Annotated in this window: 26 protein-coding genes; 12 read left to right on the top strand and 14 right to left on the bottom strand. The window is 62.6% G+C overall.

From position 1 onward, the window contains the following. The 4 genes from PG899_RS17330 to PG899_RS17345 form a co-directional block, all read right to left on the bottom strand. Positions 1–615 (bottom strand): DUF2796 domain-containing protein, encoded by a 615-nt coding sequence (locus PG899_RS17330; RefSeq protein WP_270697520.1) that lies wholly within the window; start codon positions 613–615, stop codon positions 1–3. Between the two features lie 35 nt (positions 616–650). Beyond that, positions 651–941, bottom strand: coding sequence for a hypothetical protein (locus PG899_RS17335; protein WP_077096929.1), 291 nt, complete (start codon positions 939–941; stop codon positions 651–653). Between the two features lie 44 nt (positions 942–985). Then, entirely contained in the window at positions 986–1,528 is a 543-nt protein-coding gene (locus PG899_RS17340; RefSeq protein WP_011707296.1) for a YtfJ family protein, read from the bottom strand. 257 nt (positions 1,529–1,785) lie between these two features. Next, the gene (locus PG899_RS17345) at positions 1,786–2,664 is read right to left on the bottom strand and encodes a hypothetical protein (RefSeq protein WP_029302247.1); all 879 of its coding nucleotides are present in this window, start codon (positions 2,662–2,664) and stop codon (positions 1,786–1,788) included. Between the two features lie 124 nt (positions 2,665–2,788). Between PG899_RS17345 and PG899_RS17350 the strand changes: the two genes are divergently transcribed. After that, on the top strand, positions 2,789–3,151 hold the full coding sequence (locus PG899_RS17350; RefSeq protein WP_016351897.1) for a hypothetical protein: 363 nt from the start codon (positions 2,789–2,791) through the stop codon (positions 3,149–3,151). A gap of 25 nt (positions 3,152–3,176) precedes the next feature. Here the strand turns inward: PG899_RS17350 and ppa are convergent, their stop codons facing one another. Beyond that, on the bottom strand, positions 3,177–3,707 hold the full coding sequence (gene ppa / locus PG899_RS17355) for an inorganic diphosphatase (RefSeq protein WP_011707292.1): 531 nt from the start codon (positions 3,705–3,707) through the stop codon (positions 3,177–3,179). Between the two features lie 178 nt (positions 3,708–3,885). Here ppa and mpl point away from each other — a divergent pair, with 178 nt between their 5' ends. Then, positions 3,886–5,256, top strand: coding sequence for a UDP-N-acetylmuramate:L-alanyl-gamma-D-glutamyl-meso-diaminopimelate ligase (mpl, locus tag PG899_RS17360; protein WP_011707291.1), 1,371 nt, complete (start codon positions 3,886–3,888; stop codon positions 5,254–5,256). Next, positions 5,253–5,864 (top strand): flavin prenyltransferase UbiX, encoded by a 612-nt coding sequence (locus PG899_RS17365; protein ID WP_270697521.1) that lies wholly within the window; start codon positions 5,253–5,255, stop codon positions 5,862–5,864. The genes mpl and PG899_RS17365 overlap by 4 nt, the downstream gene beginning before the upstream one ends. Before the next feature lie 74 nt (positions 5,865–5,938). Here the strand turns inward: PG899_RS17365 and PG899_RS17370 are convergent, their stop codons facing one another. Further along, entirely contained in the window at positions 5,939–6,553 is a 615-nt protein-coding gene (locus PG899_RS17370; RefSeq protein ID WP_323947881.1) for a TetR/AcrR family transcriptional regulator, read from the bottom strand. Between the two features lie 200 nt (positions 6,554–6,753). Here PG899_RS17370 and hpt point away from each other — a divergent pair, with 200 nt between their 5' ends. The 8 genes from hpt (at position 6,754) to PG899_RS17410 (ending at position 12,531) form a co-directional block, all read left to right on the top strand. Beyond that, positions 6,754–7,284 carry a hypoxanthine phosphoribosyltransferase gene (gene hpt / locus PG899_RS17375; RefSeq protein ID WP_011707288.1) on the top strand — a complete coding sequence of 177 codons (531 nt, stop codon included), beginning with the start codon at positions 6,754–6,756 and terminating at the stop codon, positions 7,282–7,284. 111 nt (positions 7,285–7,395) lie between these two features. Then, positions 7,396–8,313 (top strand): ABC transporter ATP-binding protein, encoded by a 918-nt coding sequence (locus tag PG899_RS17380; RefSeq protein ID WP_016351893.1) that lies wholly within the window; start codon positions 7,396–7,398, stop codon positions 8,311–8,313. Continuing rightward, the gene (locus PG899_RS17385) at positions 8,310–9,083 is read left to right on the top strand and encodes an ABC transporter permease (protein ID WP_005304632.1); all 774 of its coding nucleotides are present in this window, start codon (positions 8,310–8,312) and stop codon (positions 9,081–9,083) included. Before PG899_RS17380 ends, PG899_RS17385 begins: the two co-directional genes overlap by 4 nt. Before the next feature lie 233 nt (positions 9,084–9,316). Beyond that, positions 9,317–10,468 carry a double-cubane-cluster-containing anaerobic reductase gene (locus PG899_RS17390; RefSeq protein ID WP_252451332.1) on the top strand — a complete coding sequence of 384 codons (1,152 nt, stop codon included), beginning with the start codon at positions 9,317–9,319 and terminating at the stop codon, positions 10,466–10,468. Positions 10,469–10,477: 9 nt separating this feature from the next. After that, positions 10,478–11,260: an acyl-CoA dehydratase activase gene (locus PG899_RS17395; RefSeq protein ID WP_270697523.1), complete on the top strand. Its 783-nt coding sequence runs from the start codon at positions 10,478–10,480 to the stop codon at positions 11,258–11,260. After that, on the top strand, positions 11,257–11,517 hold the full coding sequence (locus tag PG899_RS17400) for a DUF3343 domain-containing protein (protein ID WP_077096939.1): 261 nt from the start codon (positions 11,257–11,259) through the stop codon (positions 11,515–11,517). The genes PG899_RS17395 and PG899_RS17400 overlap by 4 nt, the downstream gene beginning before the upstream one ends. A gap of 62 nt (positions 11,518–11,579) precedes the next feature. Then, positions 11,580–12,002 (top strand): MauE/DoxX family redox-associated membrane protein, encoded by a 423-nt coding sequence (locus PG899_RS17405; protein WP_252451337.1) that lies wholly within the window; start codon positions 11,580–11,582, stop codon positions 12,000–12,002. 1 nt (position 12,003) lies between these two features. Continuing rightward, positions 12,004–12,531 carry a rhodanese-like domain-containing protein gene (locus PG899_RS17410; protein WP_252451339.1) on the top strand — a complete coding sequence of 176 codons (528 nt, stop codon included), beginning with the start codon at positions 12,004–12,006 and terminating at the stop codon, positions 12,529–12,531. A gap of 64 nt (positions 12,532–12,595) precedes the next feature. Here the strand turns inward: PG899_RS17410 and panC are convergent, their stop codons facing one another. The 8 genes from panC to thpR all read right to left on the bottom strand — a co-directional run bounded on the left by panC (position 12,596) and on the right by thpR (position 19,501). Next, positions 12,596–13,453 (bottom strand): pantoate--beta-alanine ligase, encoded by an 858-nt coding sequence (gene panC, locus PG899_RS17415; protein WP_270697524.1) that lies wholly within the window; start codon positions 13,451–13,453, stop codon positions 12,596–12,598. Positions 13,454–13,640: 187 nt separating this feature from the next. Continuing rightward, entirely contained in the window at positions 13,641–14,435 is a 795-nt protein-coding gene (panB, locus tag PG899_RS17420; RefSeq protein ID WP_011707281.1) for a 3-methyl-2-oxobutanoate hydroxymethyltransferase, read from the bottom strand. Then, positions 14,432–14,941 carry a 2-amino-4-hydroxy-6-hydroxymethyldihydropteridine diphosphokinase gene (gene folK, locus PG899_RS17425; protein WP_270697528.1) on the bottom strand — a complete coding sequence of 170 codons (510 nt, stop codon included), beginning with the start codon at positions 14,939–14,941 and terminating at the stop codon, positions 14,432–14,434. Before folK ends, panB begins: the two co-directional genes overlap by 4 nt. 11 nt (positions 14,942–14,952) lie before the next feature. After that, positions 14,953–16,452, bottom strand: a complete 1,500-nt coding sequence (pcnB, locus tag PG899_RS17430) for a polynucleotide adenylyltransferase PcnB (protein ID WP_017411017.1) — start codon at positions 16,450–16,452, stop codon at positions 14,953–14,955. Positions 16,453–16,587: 135 nt separating this feature from the next. Then, a complete protein-coding gene (gene gluQRS, locus PG899_RS17435) occupies positions 16,588–17,505 on the bottom strand; it encodes a tRNA glutamyl-Q(34) synthetase GluQRS (protein WP_252411181.1) in 918 nt (305 codons plus the stop codon). A gap of 113 nt (positions 17,506–17,618) precedes the next feature. Next, positions 17,619–18,068 (bottom strand): RNA polymerase-binding protein DksA, encoded by a 450-nt coding sequence (dksA, locus tag PG899_RS17440; RefSeq protein ID WP_005304459.1) that lies wholly within the window; start codon positions 18,066–18,068, stop codon positions 17,619–17,621. Positions 18,069–18,187: 119 nt separating this feature from the next. Further along, positions 18,188–18,931, bottom strand: a complete 744-nt coding sequence (sfsA, locus tag PG899_RS17445) for a DNA/RNA nuclease SfsA (protein WP_045526152.1) — start codon at positions 18,929–18,931, stop codon at positions 18,188–18,190. A 42-nt stretch (positions 18,932–18,973) separates the two neighbouring features. Then, on the bottom strand, positions 18,974–19,501 hold the full coding sequence (thpR, locus tag PG899_RS17450) for an RNA 2',3'-cyclic phosphodiesterase (protein ID WP_270697529.1): 528 nt from the start codon (positions 19,499–19,501) through the stop codon (positions 18,974–18,976). 156 nt (positions 19,502–19,657) lie between these two features. On the opposite strand from thpR, the gene hrpB reads away from it, so the two are divergent. Then, positions 19,658–22,105 (top strand): ATP-dependent helicase HrpB, encoded by a 2,448-nt coding sequence (gene hrpB / locus PG899_RS17455; protein WP_270697525.1) that lies wholly within the window; start codon positions 19,658–19,660, stop codon positions 22,103–22,105. Positions 22,106–22,132 lie beyond the last annotated feature (27 nt).

Raw genomic sequence — 22,132 nt, forward strand, 5'->3', positions numbered from 1 at the left:
TTACCAGCTCAGTTTGTTGGCGGAGGGGGTCAGCTCGGCCGCAGTCTGGCCGCTGGGCAGTATGCCCTGCATGCTCAGCTTCTCCAGGCTCGGATAGACGCTGAACAGGGTGGCCTCCAGCCCGGTCAGCTTGGCCGGGGTAGCGCAGGTGTAGGTGTACATGGCGCCCAGGTCGGCGTGACCGGCGTCGTCGTGCTGGTGTTCGTCGTGCTTGCCGTCAGACTTCTGGTGGTCATGGTCATGGTCATGGTCATGGTCATGGTCATGGTCATGGTCATGGTCATGGTCATGATCTTCCTTGGCGGCCTGCAGCTCCTGCTGGGTCAGCTTGCAGCCGGCGGCCGGGTCGAAGCGAAACAGGGCATCGGGTTGTTTGAGTTGAGCCATGGCTTTGGCGTATTGCGCCTTCTCCTCGTCGCTCTTGGCGGCGTGCTCGAAGCCCACCAGATCGGCGGCGGGGGCCTGCAGCTCGATCATCAGCTGGTTGCCATCGAGCACCAGGTTGAGGTGGCCGTGGCCGTGCTCGTGGGCGCCGTGGCCGTGACTGTCGTGTTCATCGTGGTTTGCCTGCACGCCAAACGCGGCGGCCGCCAGTAACAGGGTGACTGCTTTCATCGTTAATCCTTTGAAAAATTTATTGAAAAATGGATTTAGCCGGATAAGCGATGAAACAGTGGCGGCGCGCGAATGCGGCACTGGCCTGACGGGGTAGCATGAGGTGTGGGCAAGGCAGCATCAACGAGCGTGCCGATGACCACTTGTGAAGACGGGATGACCAGGGTTGGGGTGAGTGCCAGCTTGCCATCCAGATGCAGGGCGCAGAGGACGCAGGCGTGGTTGTGGCCGGGTAGGTCGGCTTCCAGCGGATGTTGTGCCAGCACCGGTTGCAGCCACAACCAGCCCAGCAGCAGCAACCAGATTTTCAGCTTGGTACGACCCATAGACCCCTATCAAAGGGGCGCCATCAGCGCCCCTTCTCTCTGACTTAGAGATGGGACTTGATGAGCCCCATCACGGTAGCGATATTGTTGGCATCGAGCTGGCCATCTTTGGCAAACAGCACCTTGCCCTCTTTGTCCAGCAGGATGATGGCCGAGCTTTCCGGCGCCAGATCCCAGGCGTTGCGGGCCATGCCCTTGGCATCCAGTACCATGGCGGACCAGGGGAATTCCTTCTTGCTGTCTTCGGCACTGCTCTTCACAAAGCCGGAGGTGCCCCAGATGGCGTCATTGCTGTTGATGATGGTGACGGTCTGGTACTTGTCGTGGGGCAGCTTGGCCGCCTTGATCGCTTCGATCATGGGGGCGTTGAGCTCCTTGGCGCTGGAACGACCGGCGATGTGCTGGATCAGAAAGACCTTGCCGGCCAGCACCTTGCTTTGCCAGGGCTGATAGCTGATCTCTTTTTCTTTCAGAACCAGTTCACCCTTGTCGCTGATGTTGACCAGCGGCACCTGGGCCGACTCCTTGATGTTGTGAGCCAGGGCTAGGGTTGGCAGCAGCGCCAGAGTAAGTACGAGATGTTTCATCCTGATGACACTCCTTTTGTTATGTTATAACGATTTTTGCATTGAGGGAATGGGGCAGTACTCATCCTAAACTGATCGGATCTGTTTAAGAAGTGTTAAATAAACGTGTGATTGGCCCGCTTGCCTGCCCGCCAGCGCGGGACCTGGCTGGCAAAGGCGGCTAGGATGGCACGCAGTCGATAAAAATCAATTGCTTATCAACTGGTTTGAGGAGTCTGGCTGCGGCCTGCAGCCAGACGGGAGGTGAGGGGGAGGGCTCAGTAGAGCGGTTCGCTCACCAGCGGGATCTTGGCCATGGTCATCTGTTGGGCCAGCAGGGGCGAGCCGGTCAGCAGAACGTGGCGCTGGTTGCCGATCACCACGGTATCCCCTTTCAGGCCGCTGTCGGCGGTAATGGCCAGCCAGGCCGGCGAGACGCTGCCGATGCTGATGTTCGGGTAGATGATGCTGAGCATGTACTGGGGGGCCAGCTCGGCCAGCAGGCTGGCCATCAGCAGCGCCTTCTCGTCGCTGTCTGCCTTGTTGCTCTGCAAGGCTTGCAGCGGCGGCGCGAAGTGGTCCATCTGCTCGGGCGGGGTAGGAATGCCGCTCAGCCACTCCTGTAGCAGGCCGACGCTGGTGGCGAGATCCTTGGCCAGGAACTGTTTTGCTAGGGGCCTCAGGTCGCCCTTGAACTGGTAGAACAGCTGCGAATAGTTGGGACGCACGCAGGGCAGCTTGCGATTGGCGGGATGGACGCAGGGCACCACCCGCATCTGATAAAAGGCATCGTCCTGATATTGCTGATAGGCCTGCCAGAACAGGGTCGATTCCATGCTGTCGTCGTGCAGGGTGAAGGCCTGCTCCAGATTGCGAAACTTGGTGGCGGTCTCCGGGCTGGTCTGATTGATCAGATTGATGCTGTTGTAGAGCCGAGGACTGATGTAGGAGTAGAGGGTCTCCAGCGGATAGTTGAGGGAAGCATCGAGCAGGCTCATCTCGTGGCGGCTGGCGGAGATGACCCGCTCATCCGTGTTCAGCAGCAGATGTTTCTGCTGGCCGTCGGCCGATTGCCACTGCCAGCTCAGGGTGACCTCGTTGGCCCCGGCCATGGACGCGAACACTAGACTCAACAACAGACCTTGTGCCAGTTTCATGATGTGCATCCTGCTCGGGGTGATAATAAACAACTAGGTGAGCTGGCCGATTTTGGATGAGTCTGGCATTTGTGATTTTGATAACAGATTGATCGGGCTTTTAATTTAATTCAGGAAATAAGTCATGCAGGAAACCGTCATGAAGCGAATCACACCGTTGTTGCTGCTGCTGGCCACCTTGCCGGCCGCAGCGGGGCCAGTCATCGTCAACCAGGGGATGTCCAGCGCGGATACCTTTGCCCTGCGGGACAAGCTGGCGCGGGAGCATGAGTGGCAGGAGTGGCTGCGTTTCCAGCAGGCCATCAAGTGGCTGGAGGTGCTGCCGGTGAACTGCGAGCTGATGAGCGATCAGGATGGCAGCTATCGCTGCGGGGGAGACTACTATCGGTCCTATCGACAGGATGGGCGCGATATCTATATCCAGGGGGATCCTGCCGGTGTGACGCCGGGTCAGCGCCCGCAACAGCCTATAAAAAAGGCGCCCTGAGGCGCCTTTTTCACGAAGGATACGCTTACTTGGCAGCGTAACGCTCGGCAGAGCTGATGATCTCGGCTTCGGCAGCGGCCTTGTCGCCCCAGCCTTCAACCTTGACCCACTTGCCTGCTTCCAGCTCTTTGTAGCGCTCGAAGAAGTGCTGGATCTGGGCGCGCAGCAGCTCGGGCAGATCGTTCACATCCTTGATGTGATCGTACTGCTTGGTCAGCTTGGAGTGCGGAACGGCCACGATCTTGGCATCTTCACCGGATTCGTCGGTCATCTTCAGCACGCCAACCGGGCGGCAGCGAATGACGGAGCCGGCCAGCAGCGGGTAGGGAGTCGGCACCAGCACGTCGACCGGATCACCATCCAGAGATAGGGTGGCGTTCACGTAACCGTAGTTGCACGGGTAGAACATCGGGGTAGACATGAAGCGATCAACGAAGATGGCACCGCTGTCCTTGTCGACTTCGTATTTGATCGGGTCGGCATTCTGCGGGATTTCGATGATGACGTAGATGTCGTCGGGCAGGCTCTTGCCAGCCGGGACCAGGTTCAGGCTCATGACGTTTCCTTTGAGTGTTGGAGTCAAGTTTGCAGGCCGATATTATAGCGATGTCGCGTCAAATGACCATATTTCAGGGCCACTGCGACAGAGTTGGTGGATACCGCACAGCTTGGGTCTGCCAAATTGCCGTCACCTTGCTAGAATGCGCACTCCCTTTACTGGAAAAGGCAGCGGTATGCACATTCACATCCTCGGGATCTGCGGCACCTTCATGGGTGGTCTGGCGGTGTTGGCAAAACAGCTTGGTTACCGGGTGACCGGTTCGGATGCCAACGTCTATCCCCCCATGAGTACTCAGCTCGAGCAACAGGGCATCGAACTGACCGAGGGCTATGACCCCTCCCAGCTCGATCCGGCGCCGGATCTGGTAGTGGTCGGCAATGCCATGAGCCGCGGCAACCCCTGTGTGGAGTATGTGCTGGACCGCAATCTGCCCTACATCTCCGGCCCCCAGTGGCTGCTGGAGCACGTGCTGCAGGATCGCTGGGTGCTGGCCGTCGCAGGTACCCACGGCAAGACCACCACCGCCAGCATGCTGGCCTGGGTGCTCGAATACGCCAAGCTGGAGCCCGGTTTCCTCATCGGCGGCGTGCCCGGCAACTTCCCGGTCTCCGCCCGTCTTGGTTCAGCCCCCTTCTTCGTCATCGAGGCGGACGAGTATGACTGCGCTTTCTTCGACAAGCGCTCCAAGTTCGTCCACTACCACCCACGCACCCTGGTGATGAACAACCTGGAGTTCGACCACGCGGATATCTTCCCGGATCTGGCCGCCATCCAGCGTCAGTTCCACCACCTGATGCGCACCGTGCCGAGCAACGGCCGGGTGCTCTTCCCCAAGGGGGATGAGAACCTCGCCGCCGTGCGCAAGATGGGCTGCTGGAGCGAAGTGGAGCTGGTGGGGCAGGACGACGCCCAGTGGAAGGCCGTCAAACTGGCCGACGATGGCTCCGCCTTCGAGGTGTGGCTGGACGGCGTGAAGCAGGGCGAGGTGCACTGGGAGTGCATCGGCGAGCACAACGTCAACAACGGCCTGATGGCCATTGCCGCTGCCCGCCATGCCGGTGTGATGGTGGAGCACGGCATTGCGGCGCTCTGCCAGTTCAAGTCCCCCAAGCGGCGGATGGAGCTCAAAGGCGAGGTAGCCGGCATCAGCGTCTATGACGACTTCGCCCACCACCCCACCGCCATCGAGACCACCCTCGGTGGACTGCGCGCCAAGGTGGGCAAGGCCCGCATTCTGGCGGTGCTGGAACCCCGCTCCAACACCATGAAGCTGGGAGTGCACAAGGAAGAGCTGGCCGGCTGCTTCGACGGCGCCGACGAGGTGTTCTTCTTCCAGCCGCCCAACATCGGCTGGGATCTCGGCGAGGTGACCGCCCACATGACCCGACCGGCCAAGGTATTCAACGATCTGGAGACCCTGATCAACCGGCTGGTGGCCGAGTGCCGCGATGGCGATCATATTCTGATCATGAGCAACGGTGGCTTCGGCGGCATTCATGACAAGCTGATCGCCCGCCTCAAGGACTATCACGGCCAGCTATGAACAAAGCGATCACCCTGGCGCTGACCGGCGCCTCCGGCGCCCCTTATGCCCTGCGCCTGCTGGAATGCCTGGTGCAGGCGGATTATCGGGTCTACCTGCTCGCCTCCTCGGCGGCTCGTGTGGTGCTCAAGACCGAGCAGCAGCGGGAGTGGCCCGGCTCGCCGAAAGAGCTCTCTGCCTTTCTCTGTCGCCAATATGGCGCCAGCGAGGGGCAGATAGTGGCCTGCGGCAAGGAGGAGTGGTTCTCGCCGGTGGCTTCCGGTTCGGCGGCGCCCAGACAGATGGTGGTCTGCCCCTGCTCCATGGGTACCGTGTCGGCCATTGCCAACGGCACCTCCGACAACCTGCTGGAGCGGGCGGCGGACGTGGTGATAAAGGAGCGTGGCCAGCTCATTCTGGTGCCCCGCGAGAGCCCCTTCTCGGCCATCCACCTGGAGAACATGCTGAAACTGGCGCGGCTCGGGGTGACCATCATGCCGGCGGCGCCGGGCTTCTATCATGAGCCAAAAAGCATCGCGGATCTGGTGGACTTCATGGTGGCGAGGATCCTCGACCATCTTGGGATAGAGCACGATCTGACCCGCCGCTGGGGCTACGCCAAAGGGTGAGCTGAGAGATAGCGGACAAACAAAAGCGGCGCCGACCTGAACAGTTCGGCGCCGCTTTATTTTGACGGAGCGGGTTAGGCTGCCTGGATCGGGGCCGTCACGTACTTGAACAGAAAATCGGTCACTTCTTCCCGGTCCGGGCGTTGTGGCTGATTGATCATCTGCATCATGACGTAACCAAAACCGGTCAGGGAGCGGGCCAAGTCCTGGGCGGACAGCACGCTCTGGATCTCGCCGGCATCCATGGCGCGTTGCAGGTGGGGTGCAATGCGCTCAAGTGCCTTGTCCAGCAGCTTGGCGTAACGGGGCCAGACCTCTTCCCGCACCGATGAGCTCCACTCCAGCCAGATGCTGGCGTGGTCAGGCTGATCGTAGGCGGCGTCGACAAACAGCTTCACGTGGCGGCGAATGCTGTCGCTGACCGGGCCCTGGCCGGTGTAGGCATGTTCCAGCATCTGATGCACGAAACGTTCGATCTCGGCCAACACTTCATCCACCAGCTCTTCACGGGTGTTGAAATAGTTGAACACGGTAGCAACCGAGACCTTGGCCTGTTCTGCGATTTCGGCGTGACCCGCACGGCCAATGCCGCGACGGGAGAACACCTCGATGGCACATTCCATCAATTGATTGCGTCGGGCCTCCGGCGAAAGCCGGGTTCGACGTCTTATTTCTGCGCGTGGTTCCATAGTTTTTTCATCTAATAGTTATTGATTATGGTGTTTATAGTATTGTCACCGATAATGCCCGAGGGCCTGCTAACTCTATCAATTAAAATAAGCCGATAAAAGCATCACGTATGCCTGACGCCCTTCGGCTTGAATGGTAGAATCATCGGTTTTGACGTTAATGAACGGCCAAATTCGCTTTGGCCATTATGGAGTAAGTGATGAAACACACTGTCGAGGTGATGATCTCCGAGGCTGAAGTTGCCGCCCGGATCGCCAAATTGGGTGAAGAGATCACCGCCCGTTATCAGGGCTCTGACGAAGTGGTCATGATCGGCCTGCTGCGTGGTTCCTGCATCTTCCTGGCCGACCTGTGCCGCCAGACCCAGCTGCCCATCACCCTGGATTTTATGACCGCCTCCAGCTATGGCTCCGGCATGCACAGCACCCGTGACGTGCGCATCCTCAAAGATCTGGATGACGACATCAAAGGGAAGGACGTGGTGATCGTCGAAGACATCATCGATACCGGCTACACCCTCAACAAGGTGCGCGAGATCCTCTCTCTGCGCGAGCCGAAATCCCTGGCCATCTGCACCCTGCTGGACAAGCCGTCCCGCCGCGAAGTGCAGGTGCCGGTAGACTGGATCGGTTTCTCCATTCCCGATGAATTCGTGGTGGGCTGCGGCATCGACTATGCCCAGAAGTACCGCAATCTGAAGTTCATCGGCAAGGTAGTACCGCAAGAGTAAGCAAGGTTCAGGAATATCACGGGCGAGGTGGCAGAGCGCCATTTTCTGTCTGCAGGCGGCCTTGGCCGCCTTTTCTGTCTCGAGATGGGATGCGCCATCACAGGGGTTGCAATGAACGCACTGGAAATCAGCGGCCTGAAAAAGACCTATCAGGGGGGCGTCGAAGCCCTTAAAGGCATTGATCTCACCGTCAAGCAGGGGGATTTCTTCGCGCTGCTCGGCCCCAACGGGGCGGGCAAGTCCACCACCATCGGCATCATCAGCTCGCTGGTGAACAAGAGCGCCGGCAAGGTGAAGGTGTTCGGTTACGACATCGACACTCACCTGGAAGAGGCCAAGGCCCAGCTCGGGCTGGTGCCGCAGGAGTTCAACTTCAGCCAGTTCGAGAAGGTGATCCAGATCGTCACCCATCAGGCCGGCTTCTATGGCGTGCCGAGGGCCGAGGCCAAGATCCGTGCCGAGAAGTATCTGCGTCAGCTCGACCTGTGGGACAAGCGCGACATGCCGGCCCGTACTCTCTCCGGTGGCATGAAGCGCCGGCTGATGATCGCCCGCGCCCTGATGCACGAACCCAGGCTGTTGATCCTCGACGAACCGACCGCCGGGGTAGACATCGAGATCCGCCGTTCCATGTGGAGTTTCCTCAAGGATCTCAACGAGCAGGGCGTCACCATCATCCTCACCACCCACTATCTGGAAGAGGCCGAGATGCTGTGCCGCAACATCGGCATCATCGACAAGGGCCGCCTGATCGAGAACACCAGCATGAAGAATCTGCTGGGCAAGCTGGGCCGCGAGACCTTCATGCTGGATCTGGCGCCGGGCTCCGCCGTGCCGAACGTGCCCGAGTTCAACGGCCGCATGCAGGACGAACGCACCCTGGAGGTGGATCTGGACAAGAGCCAGTCCCTCAACAGCCTGTTCGAGCAGCTGTCGAGCCAGCAGGTGCAGGTATTGAGCATGCGCAACAAGGCCAACCGGCTGGAAGAGCTGTTCGTCACCCTGGTCGAGGAGGGGAGAAAAGCATGAACCTGACCACTTACTACATCGCCTTCAAGAGCATTCTGGCCAAGGAGATCAGCCGCTTCACCCGGATCTGGATCCAGACCCTGGTGCCGCCCGCCATCACCATGAGCCTCTACTTCGTCATCTTCGGCAACCTCATCGGCGGCCGCATCGGTGACATGGGGGGCTTCAGCTACATGGAGTTCATCGTGCCCGGCCTCATCATGATGTCGGTGATCACTAACTCCTACTCCAACGTCGCCTCCTCCTTCTTCAGCGCCAAGTTCCAGCGCAACGTGGAGGAGCTGCTGGTGGCGCCGGTGCCCAACTACGTCATCATCGCCGGTTACGTGGGCGGTGGCGTGGCGCGCGGCCTCTGTGTCGGTCTTATCGTCACCCTGGTGTCGCTGTTCTTCGTGCCGCTGCAGATCCACCACCTGTTCAGCGTCTGCTTCACCGTGCTGCTGACCGCCATCCTCTTCTCGCTGGGCGGCCTCATCAACGCGGTGTTTGCCAAGACCTTCGACGACATCAGCATCATCCCCACCTTCGTGCTGACGCCGCTCACCTATCTCGGCGGGGTGTTCTACTCCATCAGCCTGTTGCCACCCTTCTGGCAGGGGGTCTCCCAGGTGAACCCGATCATCTACATGGTGAACGCGTTCCGTTACGGCTTCCTCGGGATCTCCGACGTGCCGCTCGGCACCGCCTACCTCATCATCATCGGCTTCATCGTGGCTCTCTACGGTCTGGCCTGGTGGCTCATCTCCCGCGGCACCGGGCTGCGCCACTGATAGAATGCAACGGGCACCCTGGGGTGCCCGTTTTTTGTCGCCGCTTTTTCCTCTCCTGCGCTGGCCCCCTCTCGAATAGGGTCAATAACCGCTCTCTTATCAAGGTTTTATCTGGCACCTTGTGATCCACCGCAATTTTCAGATTACCCCCAAAGGTATAATTCCAGCGGTTGGAAGGTCTGCACAATGGAGGCCCTCCGTCTCTTCTTTTTCTCACCAGGGCAGGATCGCCTATGTCACTGATCACCGAGTTGCCAGCCATTTTCGACAGTTTTTCAGATGCCCGCCGTCAGGGCTTTCTGGCCGTGATGGCACTCAAGGAGCGACAGATCCCCCTGGTCGGCACCTACTGCACCTTCATGCCGCAGGAGGTGGCGATGGCCGCCGGCGCCGTGGTCGTATCGCTCTGTTCCACCAGCGACGAGACCATCGAGGAGGCCGAAAAAGACCTGCCCCGCAACCTCTGCCCGCTCATCAAGAGCAGCTACGGTTTCGGCAAGACCGACAAGTGCCCCTACTTCTACTTCTCCGATCTGGTGGTGGGGGAAACCACCTGCGACGGCAAGAAGAAGATGTACGAGTACATGGCCGAGTTCAAACCGGTGCACGTGATGCAGCTGCCCAACCGTGCCGATGACGAGGCCTCCCGCACCCTGTGGCGCAGCGAAATCGTTCGCTTCAAGGCATTGCTGGAGCAGCAGTTCGGCAACCCCATCAGCGAGCAGGCGCTGCGCGACGCCATCGTGCTGAAGAACCGCGAGCGCCGCGCGCTGGCCGATTTCTACCGGCTGGGCCAGCTCAATCCACCGGCGCTGAGCGGCACCGACCTCCTCAAGGTGGTCTATGGCGCCACCTTCCGCTTCGACAAGGAGCAGCTCATCAGCGAGCTGCAGGAGATGACCCACCGCATCAAGGCCGAGTACGCCGAGGGCAAACGGCTCGATGCCCGTCCGCGCATCCTCATCACCGGCTGCCCCATCGGTGGCGCCGCCGACAAGGTGGTGCGCCTCATCGAGGAGCACGGCGGCTGGGTGGTGGGCTACGAGAACTGCACCGGCGCCAAGGCGACCGAGCAGTGCGTCAGCGAGGAGGGCGACTTGTTCGATGCGCTGACCGACAAGTATCTGGCCATCGGCTGCTCCTGCATCTCCCCCAACCACCAGCGCATGAAGCTGCTGAGCCAGATGGTGGAGGAGTATCAGGCGGACGGGGTGATCGACGTGATCCTGCAGGCCTGTCACACCTATGCGGTGGAGTCGCTCGCCATCAAACGCCACGTGCGCGATCGCCACGGCATCCCCTACATGGCGGTGGAGACCGACTACTCCAGCGCCGACAAGGGACAACTGGCCACCCGGCTGGCGGCCTTTATCGAAATGCTGTGAGGAGGCGCCGTGTCACTCACCATCGGGATTGACTCGGGCTCCACCGCGACCAAGGGGATCCTGTTCGACCACAAGGACGGCGGGCGCATCGTCCGCCGCTTTCTGGTGCCGACCCCCTTTCGTCCGCTGGCCGCCATCGAGCAAGGCTGGGAGACGCTCTCGGCCGCGCTGCCAGAGCGCCCCCATCTGACCCTGACCGGTTATGGCCGCGATCTGGCATCGTTCGCCGATCGGCGGGTCACCGAGATCTCCTGCCACGGGCTGGGGGCGCGCCTGCTCTGCCCGTCGGTATACACCGTCATCGACATCGGCGGCCAGGACAGCAAGGTGATCCAGCTCGATGGCGAGGGCAATCTCACCGACTTTCTGATGAATGACAAGTGTGCCGCCGGTACCGGCCGCTTTCTCGAGGTGATCACCCGCACCCTGGGGGCGCGGGTCGAGCAGCTAGACGAGCTGCTGCAAGGGGCCGAGCCTCACGACATCAGCAGCATGTGCACCGTGTTTGCCGAATCGGAGGCGATCAGTCTGCGCTCGGCGGGCATTCCGGCCGAGTCGATTCTGGCCGGCATCGTCCGCTCCATGGCCCGGCGCAGCGCCAACTTCATCGGCCGCCTCGGTGCCAGACCGACGGTGCTCTTTACCGGCGGCGTCAGCCACTGCGCCACCTTCCGCCATTATCTGGCGCAAGGATTGGGCTGTGACGTGGCCACCCACCCGGACGCCCAGTTTGCCGGTGCGCTGGGGGCGGCTCTGTTCGGTGCCCGCGCCAGCACGGGAGGCAAATCATGAACGCAGAGTTCCTCTACCTGTTCCACTCTACCCTCGGCACGCTCAGGCTGCGCAAGCGGCTGGAGCAGCAGCCCCACCCGTTTCGGGTCTGCGACGTACCGCGCCGGCTCAGCGCCGGCTGTGGCCTCGCCATCCGCCTGCATTGCCCGCCCGAGGAGTGGCAGCAGTGGTGCCAGCGCGGCGAAACCGCCGCCGTTTTTCGTTGTGACGAAGACGGTGAGTATTGCGAACTGGCCCGCTATCCGGCCGCCGGCTAGGGCATGGTGAGACCTGCTCGGGGAGTTGGCAGTGGGGGGCATGGATGATAAAGAGCTATCCCATGGCCGTGTATCTGCGGGTGCTGGCCAGGTTGGCGCTGGGGGGATTCTTCGTCGCCTCCGCCGGGTTCAAGCTGGTGGCGCCGGAGCTGTTCGCCGAGCAGATCGGCGCCTTCGGCCTGCTCTGGTCGCCGTTCATTCCCCTTGCCGTTTGGGGGCTTGTCGGGCTGGAGCTCTGCGCCGGGCTCGCGGTGATCGCCAACCGGCGCTGGGGGCTCTGGTTGGTGGTGGCCCTCTTGGCCCTGTTTATTCCTGTGTTGGGCTATGGCATCGCCATCGGGCTCGACATCTCTTGCGGCTGTCTTGGCAGGGCGGATCTCAGCTCGCTGCCACAGGCCCTCTTGCGGGATCTGCTGCTGCTGACGCTTGCGGGCGCCTTGCTGCGCTACTCCCGCCCCGTTTTTACCGTTCCAAAGGAGCAGTGACATGATGAGATTGCAATCCCGCACCCTGATGGCCACGCTGATTGCGGCCAGCTTTGCCCTCGGTGGCTGTGGCGACAACCAGTTCGAGCAGGAGACCAAGCTGGAGCAGGCGGCGGTACAGCTCTCCCAGGAGACCCAGCAGGGGGGCTATCAGCTGTTGACCGTGGCCGAGCTGAAGACCCGGATGGATAAAGGCGAGGCGCTGGTGATCATCGACACCATGCCGTTCGAGGAGTCCTACAAGAAGGAGCACATCCAGGGGGCCAAGAATTTTGCCTTCGTGAAGGAGGCCAAGTCCGGCGATGACTGGAGCCAGATCGTCGAGGGGAGCGGCACGCCCGAGCAGCTGCTGGCCCTGCTGGGGGACGACAAGACCCGTCCGGTGGTGTTCTACTGCGGCTTCGTCAAGTGTGGCCGCAGCCACAACGGGGCTGCCTGGGCGGTCACCCAGGGCTATCAGCAGGTCTATCGGGTGCCGGGCGGCATCTTCGCCTGGAAAGGGGCGGGTTACCCGGTTACCGCCGAGTAGGGCGGATGCGCTCAGAAACAACAAAGCCCGCACATGCGGGCTTTGTTGTCAGTGGCGCAGCGGCTCAGGAGCGGGCCAGCGTCACCACCCGGTTGTCGATGAGGCGGGCCTTGCCGAGATACGCCGCCATCAGGATCACCAGCTGCTCGCTCTGGTCGGTGGCCGCTTCCAGGGTGGCGGCATCGACGATGTCGATGGCGTCGGTCCGAAAACCGGCCTTGTCGAGGCGCTGGCTGGCCTGGGCCACCAGGGAGGGCAGGTGATGGTCACCCGCTTCAATCTGCTCGGCGATCCAGTTCATGGTGCGCGCGAGCTCAGGGGCCAAGGCCCGCTCGGCGGCGGTCAGGTAGCCGTTGCGCGAGGAGAGCGCCAGCCCGTCTTCGGCCCGCACGGTGGGCACGCCAACGATCTGGATGGGCATCGCCATGTCGGCCACCATCTTGCGAATGAGCGCCAGCTGCTGGTAATCCTTCTGGCCGAAGCAGGCCACATCCGGCTGCACCAGATTGAACAGCTTGGTGACCACGGTGCTGACACCGCGGAAGTGACCCGGACGCAGCGCCCCTTCCAGCAGACCGGAGAGGCCCGGCACCTCGACGAAGGTGTGGCTGGCGAGCCCCTGCGGATACATGATCTCCGGGGTCGGCGTGAACACCATGTCCACCCCGGCCGTTTCCAGCGCGGCGCAGTCCTGCTCCAGGGTGCGCGGGTAGTTGGCGAGATCCTCGGCCTTGTCGAACTGCATCGGGTTGACGAAGATGCTGGTCACCACCTTGTCGGCGTGGTGGTGCGCCTCTTTCACCAGGGTCATATGGCCCTGATGCAGGTTGCCCATGGTGGGCACGAATGCGATTGTGAGCCCTTCACGGCGCCATTGGCCGATCTGTTCACGCAGAGCGGCGGGATTGTTAACGACCAACATCAGCAGTTCACCTTCGAAAAGATCAAAGAGAGGCGGGCGGTATGGGCCCGCATGGGTAAGAGAGGAGTGTCAACGGGCAGCATCATCGACAGGTCACCTTGGGATGAGTCATCAAGAGACGGGTTGCTCAGTCAGCACCAGAGGGCGAAGCGGGGGCGCAGGCCCCCGCTCTCGTCAGGCTATCGGATCAGTTGAAGCAGTGCTCCGGGCCCGGGAAGGTGCCTTCGCTCACCTGCTTCACATAGAGCCGGATGGCGGCGCGCATGTCGCCGGTCTCGGCCAGGAAGTTTTTGGTGAACTTGGGCACATAGCCGGAGGTGATGCCGAAGGCATCGTGCATCACCAGGATCTGGCCGTCGGTGGCGGGACCGGCACCGATGCCGATCACCGGAATGCGCAGCGCCTTGCTGATGCGCTCGGCCAGCGAAGTGGGCACGCACTCGAGCACCAGCAACTGGATGCCGGCAGCCTGCAGTTCGAGGGCCTGACGGTAGATCTCCTGGGCCTGGAACTCGTCGCGTCCCTGCACCTTGAAGCCGCCGAATACGTGCACGGATTGCGGGGTGAGGCCGAGGTGGCCGCACACCGGCACGCCGTTGCGGGTCAGGTGGCGAATGGAGTCGCACAGCCAGTCGCCCCCTTCCATCTTCACCATGCGGGCACCGGCCGCCATCAGCCGGGCGGCGTTCTGATAGGTCTGCTCCGGGGTGGCATAGCTCATGAACGGCATGTCGGTCACCACCAGTGCATTGGTGGTGCCGCGCACCACGCAACGAGTGTGATAGACCATCTCATCCATGCTGACGCCCAGGGTATCCTGCCCCCCCTGCAGCACCATGCCCAGCGAGTCGCCGATGAGCAGCACGTGGGCGCCCTCGTCGTCGAACAGCTTGGCAAAGGTGGCATCATAGGCGGTGATGGCGGTGATTCGTTGGCCTTCCTGCTTCATCTTCAGCAGGTTGGTGGTGGTGATCTTGCTCATAGAGGCTCCTGTTCGTCTGCACCGGGGGCAATGATGGCAAGATCATTGTGCGGGCAGTGGGCAACCAGTTCTGCGAGTGGGGTGCCGCAAGGCAGTACCAGAGCGGGTGCAATCTCGGCCAGGGGCAGCAGCACGAACTCCCGCTCCTTCATGCCGTAGTGGGGAACGATGAGGCGTTCATGCCTGATGATCTGATCGCCAAACAGCAGCAGATCGAGATCCAGGGTTCTTGGCCCCCATCGCTCATCCTTGCGCACACGTCCTTGTTCCAGCTCGATGCTTTGTAGTTGATCCAGCAGCGCCAGCGGCGTCAGCCGGGTGTTGAGTCGGGCCACGGCATTGACGTAGTCCGGCTGGTCAGCAGGGCCCATCGGGCGGCTGCTGTAAAACGACGAGGCCTGCACCAGCACGGATTCCGGCAACCTTGCCAGAGCGGCGACGGCGCGACGAGCCTGACCGAGCGGGTCAGACAGGTTGGAACCAATGGCGATGAAGACCTCGGTCATCACGTCAGTTGTCACTCGGCCGCTTTCGGTTTGCGGCGACGGGGGCGACGACGGTTGCGGCTGTTGCTGCTGCGCTTCTCGCCATCGTTGCTGCGGGCCTCACCGGCCTGACCGCGCTCACCGCTTGCCGGGCGGCGGGTCGCCTCCCGTTGCAGCTGCGGGCGCACGTCCGGATTGGATTCCACGTAGCGTTCCCACCAGCTGGCCAGCTCGCCCAGACCGCGCTCGACCCGGTTGCGCAGCAACAGGAAGTCAAACGCTGCGCGGAACTTGGGATGCTCCATGGCCCGCTCGGGATGGCGGCCCTGACGGCGGGTCAGCCGCTGCTGCAGGGCCCAGATGTCGCGCACATCGGTGGTGAAGCGGCGCGGAACGGCGATGATCCGCACCTGATTGTCCAGCACCTCGTTGATCGCCAGCATGAAGGCGTCATACCAGGGCAGGCCGCTCTCGTTCTCCAGCACCCGGCCGCGGGCCTCGACACAGCCCCACAACAGGGTGGCGTAGAGGAAGGCGGGGGTGACGCGCTTGTCTTCCCGGACCCGGGTGTCGGTATCGATCAGCGCCTGCTCGATGAACTGCTCGTAGGGCGAGTTGCCGTGCGGGGTAAACAGCGCCGCCACCTGCGGGAACAGCTGTTGGAACAGGCCGTATTCGCGCAGCAGCTTGTAGGTGGCCAGGCCATCGCCAGCCAGGAACAGCTTGAGGGTTTCCTCGAACAGGCGGGCTGCCGGAATATCCTGCAGCAGCGGTGCCAGCTCCTTGATGGGGGCGGCAGTGCGCGGGCTGATGGTCATGTCCAGCTTGGCGGCGAAGCGCACGGCGCGCAGCATCCGCACCGGATCTTCGCGGTAGCGGGTCTCGGGATCGCCAATGAGCTCCAGCTTGCGCTCGGCCAGGTCTTCCAGCCCGCCCTCGAAATCGTGCAGGGTGAAGTCCTTGGCACTGTAATAGAGGGCGTTGACGGTAAAGTCGCGACGCTCGGCATCCTCTTCGATGGTGCCGTAGACGTTGTCGCGCAGCAGCATGCCTTCATCGGATTGGGCCGACACATGTTTGCTGGTATTGACCTGATGGTGGTGACCGCGGAAGGTGGCCACTTCGATCACGTCACGACCAAAGACGATGTGGGCCAGCCGGAAACGGCGGCCGATCAGGCGGCAGTTGCTGAACAGTGACTTGATCTGCTCCGGCGTCGCATCGGTAGCGATGTCGAAATCCTTGGGCGTCTTCCCGAGCAGCAGATCCCGGACTCCGCCGCCGACCAGGTAGGCTTCGTAGCCGCCCTTGTTCAGGCGATAGAGCACCTTGAGTGCATTCTCGCTGATCTCTTTGCGCGAAATCGGGTGCTGGTCACGGCTCAAGGTACGACGTTGTCCGGCGACACGGGCCGGAATGGGGGACTCCGCCGACTGCTCGCCGTCTTCCTTGCCGAGCACTTTGCGGCAAAAGTTTGCGATCTGGGAAAAAATGGTACACCTCGTTATGACTTCAAATTGACGGGAGGCCAAAAAAATAGCGGCCTATCATAGCTCACGCCTAACCAAATGAAAAACCGTGCTGGCAATTGATCTCGTTTGAAGCGGATTATCCCGGCTAAATCATCGCAAACCGCGCTGATTCACACCCAAATCCCCCTGAACTGCCTATTCGTTTACGCCAGCTGTCAGCGCAATCTTCTCGCTGGCGGGCACCCGGGCCAACTGCCAGTGGGCGATGCCCCAGTCGATGATCTCGTCCACCCGGCTCGCCATCAGCTCGGGGGGCGGGCACTGGCCGAGAAAGTGCAGCGCCTGCCACAGGGCCGGGCGCACCTCGTCCTGTGCCAGCGCCGGTGCGTGATTCTGCTTGGAGAGCTTGTTGCCGTCGGCCTGCACCGCCAGCGGCAGATGCACCCAGGCGGGCACGGGGGCGCCCAGCGTCTGGTAGAGGGCGATCTGGCGCACCGTCGGCTCCAGTAGATCGGCACCGCGCACTATCTCGGTGATGCCGCAGTCCATGTCGTCCACCACCACCGCCAGGTTGTAGGCATAGAGCCCATCGCGCCGGCGCACGATGAAATCTTCCTCGGCCAGCGCCGCCGGCACCGCAATGCGTCCCTGCAGCCCATCCTCGAAATCGTACACCGGGTGGTGCTGGCGCACGCGGGCGGCACAACCCTCTGCGGTCAGCCCGAGGGTGCGGCAGTGACCGTTGTAAAAGCCGCCGCTCGCCATGATTTCGCGCCGGGTACAGCGACACCAGTAGAGATCGCCGGTCCGGTAGAGCTGGTCGATGATCTCGTCATAGCGGCCGTGGCGCCGGCTCTGGTACATCACCTCGCCATCCCACTGTAGGCCATGGGCTTCCAGCGTCTGCAAAATGAGCGGGGCGGCCCCCGCCATCTCCCGCGGCGGATCGATATCTTCGATGCGCACCAGCCAGCGTCCTTGCCGTGCCCTGGCCTGCAGGAAGCTGCCGAGCGCCGCGATCAGGGAGCCGAAGTGAAGCGGGCCTGAGGGGGAGGGGGCAAAGCGGCCGATATAAGGGCGGGTCTGGGATGAGGGGATGGTATTCACGGGCATGCAGATTCGGGCAAACGGGACATTGAGGCTGCATTCTGGGACGGCCCGGCCAAAAGCTCAATAAAAAAGGGAGCCCGCGAGCTCCCTTTTTTCTGTTATGCCAGAGGTCGGTATCAACCGGCCATCTGTTTTTCCTTGATTTCAGCCAGGGTCTTGCAGTCGACACAGAGGTCGGCGGTGGGTCTGGCTTCCAGACGGCGGATACCGATCTCGATACCGCAGTGTTCGCAGTAACCGAAGTCATCGTCTTCGAGCAGCAGCAAGGTTTTCTCGATCTTCTTGATCAGCTTGCGCTCACGGTCGCGGGTACGCAGTTCAAGAGCGAACTCTTCTTCTTGCGCGGCGCGATCCACGGGATCCGGAAAGTTGGCAGCCTCATCCTTCATATGGTCAACGGTGCGGTCAACTTCCTGCATCAGTTGGTTGCGCCAGGCTCCCAGGATCTTGCGAAAATGTGCCTTTTGTTGGTCATTCATGTACTCCTCACCCGGTTTTTCCTGGTAAGGCGCCACACCCGCAATGGCCAGGGGGCCCAGAGATTTCCTGTTTTCGCCTGTTGGCATGCCCTGTCTCCTAATTCAGCACGCTACCCGTGCCATCCATAAATTGAGGGCGACATCTATAGCAGAAGGGTAACTTGGAGGCAAACAAGCCGTACCAATAATGTTACCCACTCCAACATTTATTCGCTGCCCTCGGGTAGCAGGTGACAAGATTCAAACGGGATAAAATCTTGGGCCACCATGCTCTGCACCCCAACATGGGGTCGATAGCATAAAATTTCAACCCCTGCCGTAATTGCTTGCTCAATAAGCAGACTATAGTGCGGATCTATATGCGCTGCCGGGCGCATTCTCACGATTCCGGAGTGCAAAACCATAAATAACAGCACGGCTCTGTGGCCTGCCGCCTTCATGGCCATTAATTCACGCAAGTGCTTGGCGCCACGGGTGGTTACCGCATCGGGGAAGTAGCCCATGCCGGCTTGCTCCCGCTCGTCGAGCAGGGTCACCGATTTCACCTCGATATAACAGGCTGGCCGGTGGTCATCTTCCAGCAGCAGATCGATGCGACTGTTCTCTTCGCCGTATTTCACCTCGGTGCGCAGCCTGGCATAGCCGCGCAGCGGGGCGAGGGCATCCTGCTCGATAAGCTCGCGGGCCAGCTGGTTGGCGCGGGCCGTGTTGACGCAGATGAAGTGACCGGCCGGGCTCTCGGCGATCTCCCAGCTGTGGGGCAGCTTGCGCTTGGGATTGTCTGAGGTGGAGTACCAGACCCGGGTGCCCGGTTCGGCGCAGCCGGTCATGGCGCCGGTATTGGCGCAGTGGATGGTGATCACCTCGCCGTTGTCGAGCTGCACGTCGGTCAGGAAGCGTTTGTAACGGGAGATCAGCTGCCCGGATTGCAGGGGGGGATCGAAGATCATGGTATGGCTCTCTTAATCGATGAGTCTGGGCATGGCCGCCGGTCAGGATGCCATTTTCTCTCTGGCCCGCAGCGGCCAGCAGGCGAGGGGCTCGTAGCGCACCCCGTCCGGGGTCGAGAGGGATTGATAGAGGCAGAAGCGGTCGGCCTGCAGCACGAAATCGGGGGCGGGCAAGGCGGCCGGCGGTTCGCTCGCCCTGCGCGACAGGGTGACGTGGGGGCGATAGCCCTGCTCGCCGTTGCCAAGCCCCAGCTTCTCGCCGTGGCGATGCAGCGCCCTGGCCAGCACGGTGAGCTCGTTGGGCCACTCCGTCGGGCCGACCCAGGCGGCCTTGGCGCGGCCGAACCAGCCGGTTTCATTGAGCGCTATGGTGAGCGGCGGGCAGTGCTGGCGCTCGACGGCGGCCATCAGGCGGGTGGTGGTGAGCTGATCCGCTTCGCCGAGGAAGGCCAGCGTCAGGTGGAGATTGGCGGCGGGCACCGGTTGACCCGGCCAGGGCAGCTGGTCGCGCCAGGCGACGAGATCGGGTGCCAGCGCCTCGGCGGGCAGGGCAAAGAAGAGTTTGGCCATTCGGGTGAGCATGCCTCTTTCATGCAGACAGGGTGGCCCATTCTAGGGCAGCCACTGCATCCTGTCTCGCCGGCCGACATCCGCTCACGGTGGCCGGCCAGGCTGTGGCAGAATAGGCGCCGCTTTACGACTTGCAACAAGAAGGTGCAGATCCCTTTGTCTTCCCTCCCCATAGTGTCGGTGCTGCCCGCACTCTTTGCCGCCATCGACGACCATGCCAGCGTGATCCTGCAGGCGCCGCCCGGTGCGGGCAAATCGACCCTGCTGCCGCTGGAGCTGGTGCGCCAGAACCGGCTGCCCGGTCGCATCATCATGCTGGAGCCCAGACGTCTCGCGGCGCGCAACATCGCCGGCTTTCTGGCGCGCCAGCTCGGGGAGAAGGTGGGCGAGCGCATCGGCCTGCGGGTGCGTGGCGAGAGCCGCACCAGCGCAGCCACCCGGCTCGAGATCGTCACCGAAGGGGTGCTGACCCGGATGCTGCAGCAGGATCCCGAGCTCACCGGCGTCTCCCTGGTCATCTTCGATGAGTTCCACGAGCGCAGCCTGCACGCCGATACCGCGCTGGCCTTCGCCATCGAGAGCCAGCAGGGATTGCGCGATGACCTCAAGCTCTTGGTGATGTCCGCCACCCTGGATGGCATGGCGCTGGAGCGGCTTTTGCCGGAGGCCCCGGTGGTTCGCTCCGAGGGGCGCGGTTTTCCCATCGACTACCACTATCGCCCCGCCAATCGCCAGCAGTGGCTGGAGCCCCAGGTCGGCGCCGTGGTGCTGGAGGCGCTGGCTGCCCACGGCGGCAGCCTGCTTGTCTTCTTGCCGGGCCAGGGAGAGATCGAGCGGCTGGCGCAGTGGCTGGAAGGGCGGCTGCCGGACGAGGTGACCCTCGCCCCCCTCTACGGTCGCCTCGACATGGCGGCCCAGCAGGCGGCCATCGAGCCGGCACCTGCGGGGCGCCGTAAGCTGGTGCTCACCACCAATGTGGCGGAGACCTCGCTCACCATCGAGGGGATCTCCGTGGTGGTCGACAGCGGGCTGGAGCGGCGCGCCTCCTTCGACATCAAGAGCGGCGTCACCCGGCTGGAGACCCGCCCCATCGCCAAAGCCTCCGCCACCCAGCGGGCGGGTCGTGCCGGTCGTCTCGGCCCCGGTGTCTGCTACCGGCTCTGGAGCAGCGAGGTGCAGGAGCGCCTCGCCGAGCAGAGCCCGCCCGACATCCTTACCCAGGAGCTGACGGGTCTGTTGCTGGACGCCGCCCAGTGGGGGGCCAAGGTCGAAGAGCTGCCGCTGCTGGACATGCCGCCGGCCGCCGCCGTCGCCAGTGCCCAGCGGCTGCTGGTGAGCCTCGGCGCCATGAAGCCGGAGGGTGAGCAACAACTTACCCCGGCCGGCCGCGCCATGGCGGCCTTCGGTACCCATCCCCGGCTTGCCCGCATGCTGCTGCGCGCGCGCGAGCTGGAGGCGGAGGGTCTGACAGGGATTGTCGCCGATGCGGCTTTCCTGGTGGCGCTGCTGGAAGAAGATCTGCGAGGATCGGAGCGCCTCTCCGTGCTGTTCCACCGCCGCCAGGGGGCCCTGCGCCAGAGTGCGGCCCGCTGGTTCGAGCGGCTCGGCACTCGCCCCGCCAGTGCGCAGGGGCAATGGCTGGGGCTGCTGTGCGCTCTCGCCTGGCCCGATCGCATCGGCAAGCTGCGCAGTGGCAGCCGCTATCAGCTCAGTGGCGGGGTGAGCTGCGATCTGGTAGAAGGTCACCCCTGTCAGGGGCAGGGGGCGCTCATTGCCATCGAGATGGGCCAGAACGAGCGCGGCAGCCGCATCTTCATCGCCGAGCCGGTGGAGCTGGATGAGCTGGTGCGCCAGTTGCCCGAGCTGGTGAGCGAGCGCCAGTGGTTCGACTGGGACGAGCGCGAAGAGCGGGTGCGGGCCGAACGCCAGCAGGTGCTCGGCGAGCTGGTGCTGAGCCAGCGGCCGCTGACGGATCTCTCCGATGAACAGAAAGGGCGCTGCCTGCTGCAGGGTATTCGGCGCAAGGGGCTGCATGTGCTGCCCTGGGATGACGCCAGCGAGGGGCTGTTGGCCCGATTGCGCTGTGCCCGCGACTGGTTGCCCGACGAAGGGTGGCCGGCCATGGACGAGGCGAGCCTGCTGGCTGACCTCGAGCAGTGGCTGCTGCCGGCGGTGAGCGGCATGACCCGGCTGGAACAGTTGAAAAAGCTCGATATGAGCGACATCCTGCGCCAGTCGCTGCCCTGGCCATTGCCCAAGCGGCTGGACGAGGCGCTGCCCGGCCATTTTACCGCACCGACCGGCAGCCGGGTGCGGATCCGCTATCAGCCGGGTCAGGCGCCGGTGATCCCGGTGCGCATCCAGGAGATGTTCGGCCAGGCCGCGACCCCGTGCGTGGCCGATGGCCGGGTGGCGCTGGTGGTGGAGCTGCTCTCCCCGGCTCAGCGGCCGCTGCAGATCACCGCCGATCTGGCCGCCTTCTGGGCCGGCTCCTACGAGCTGGTGAAGAAAGAGATGAAAGGACGCTACCCCCGCCACTACTGGCCGGACAATCCGCTGGAGGCGATGCCGACCAGGGTCACCAAGAAGAAGATGGGGTTGTAGGTTCGATTGGCCAAGTCTGATCGGACG

It is taken from the genome of Aeromonas sp. QDB39 (assembly GCF_027707585.1).
In the GTDB taxonomy this organism is placed as follows: domain Bacteria; phylum Pseudomonadota; class Gammaproteobacteria; order Enterobacterales; family Aeromonadaceae; genus Aeromonas; species Aeromonas hydrophila.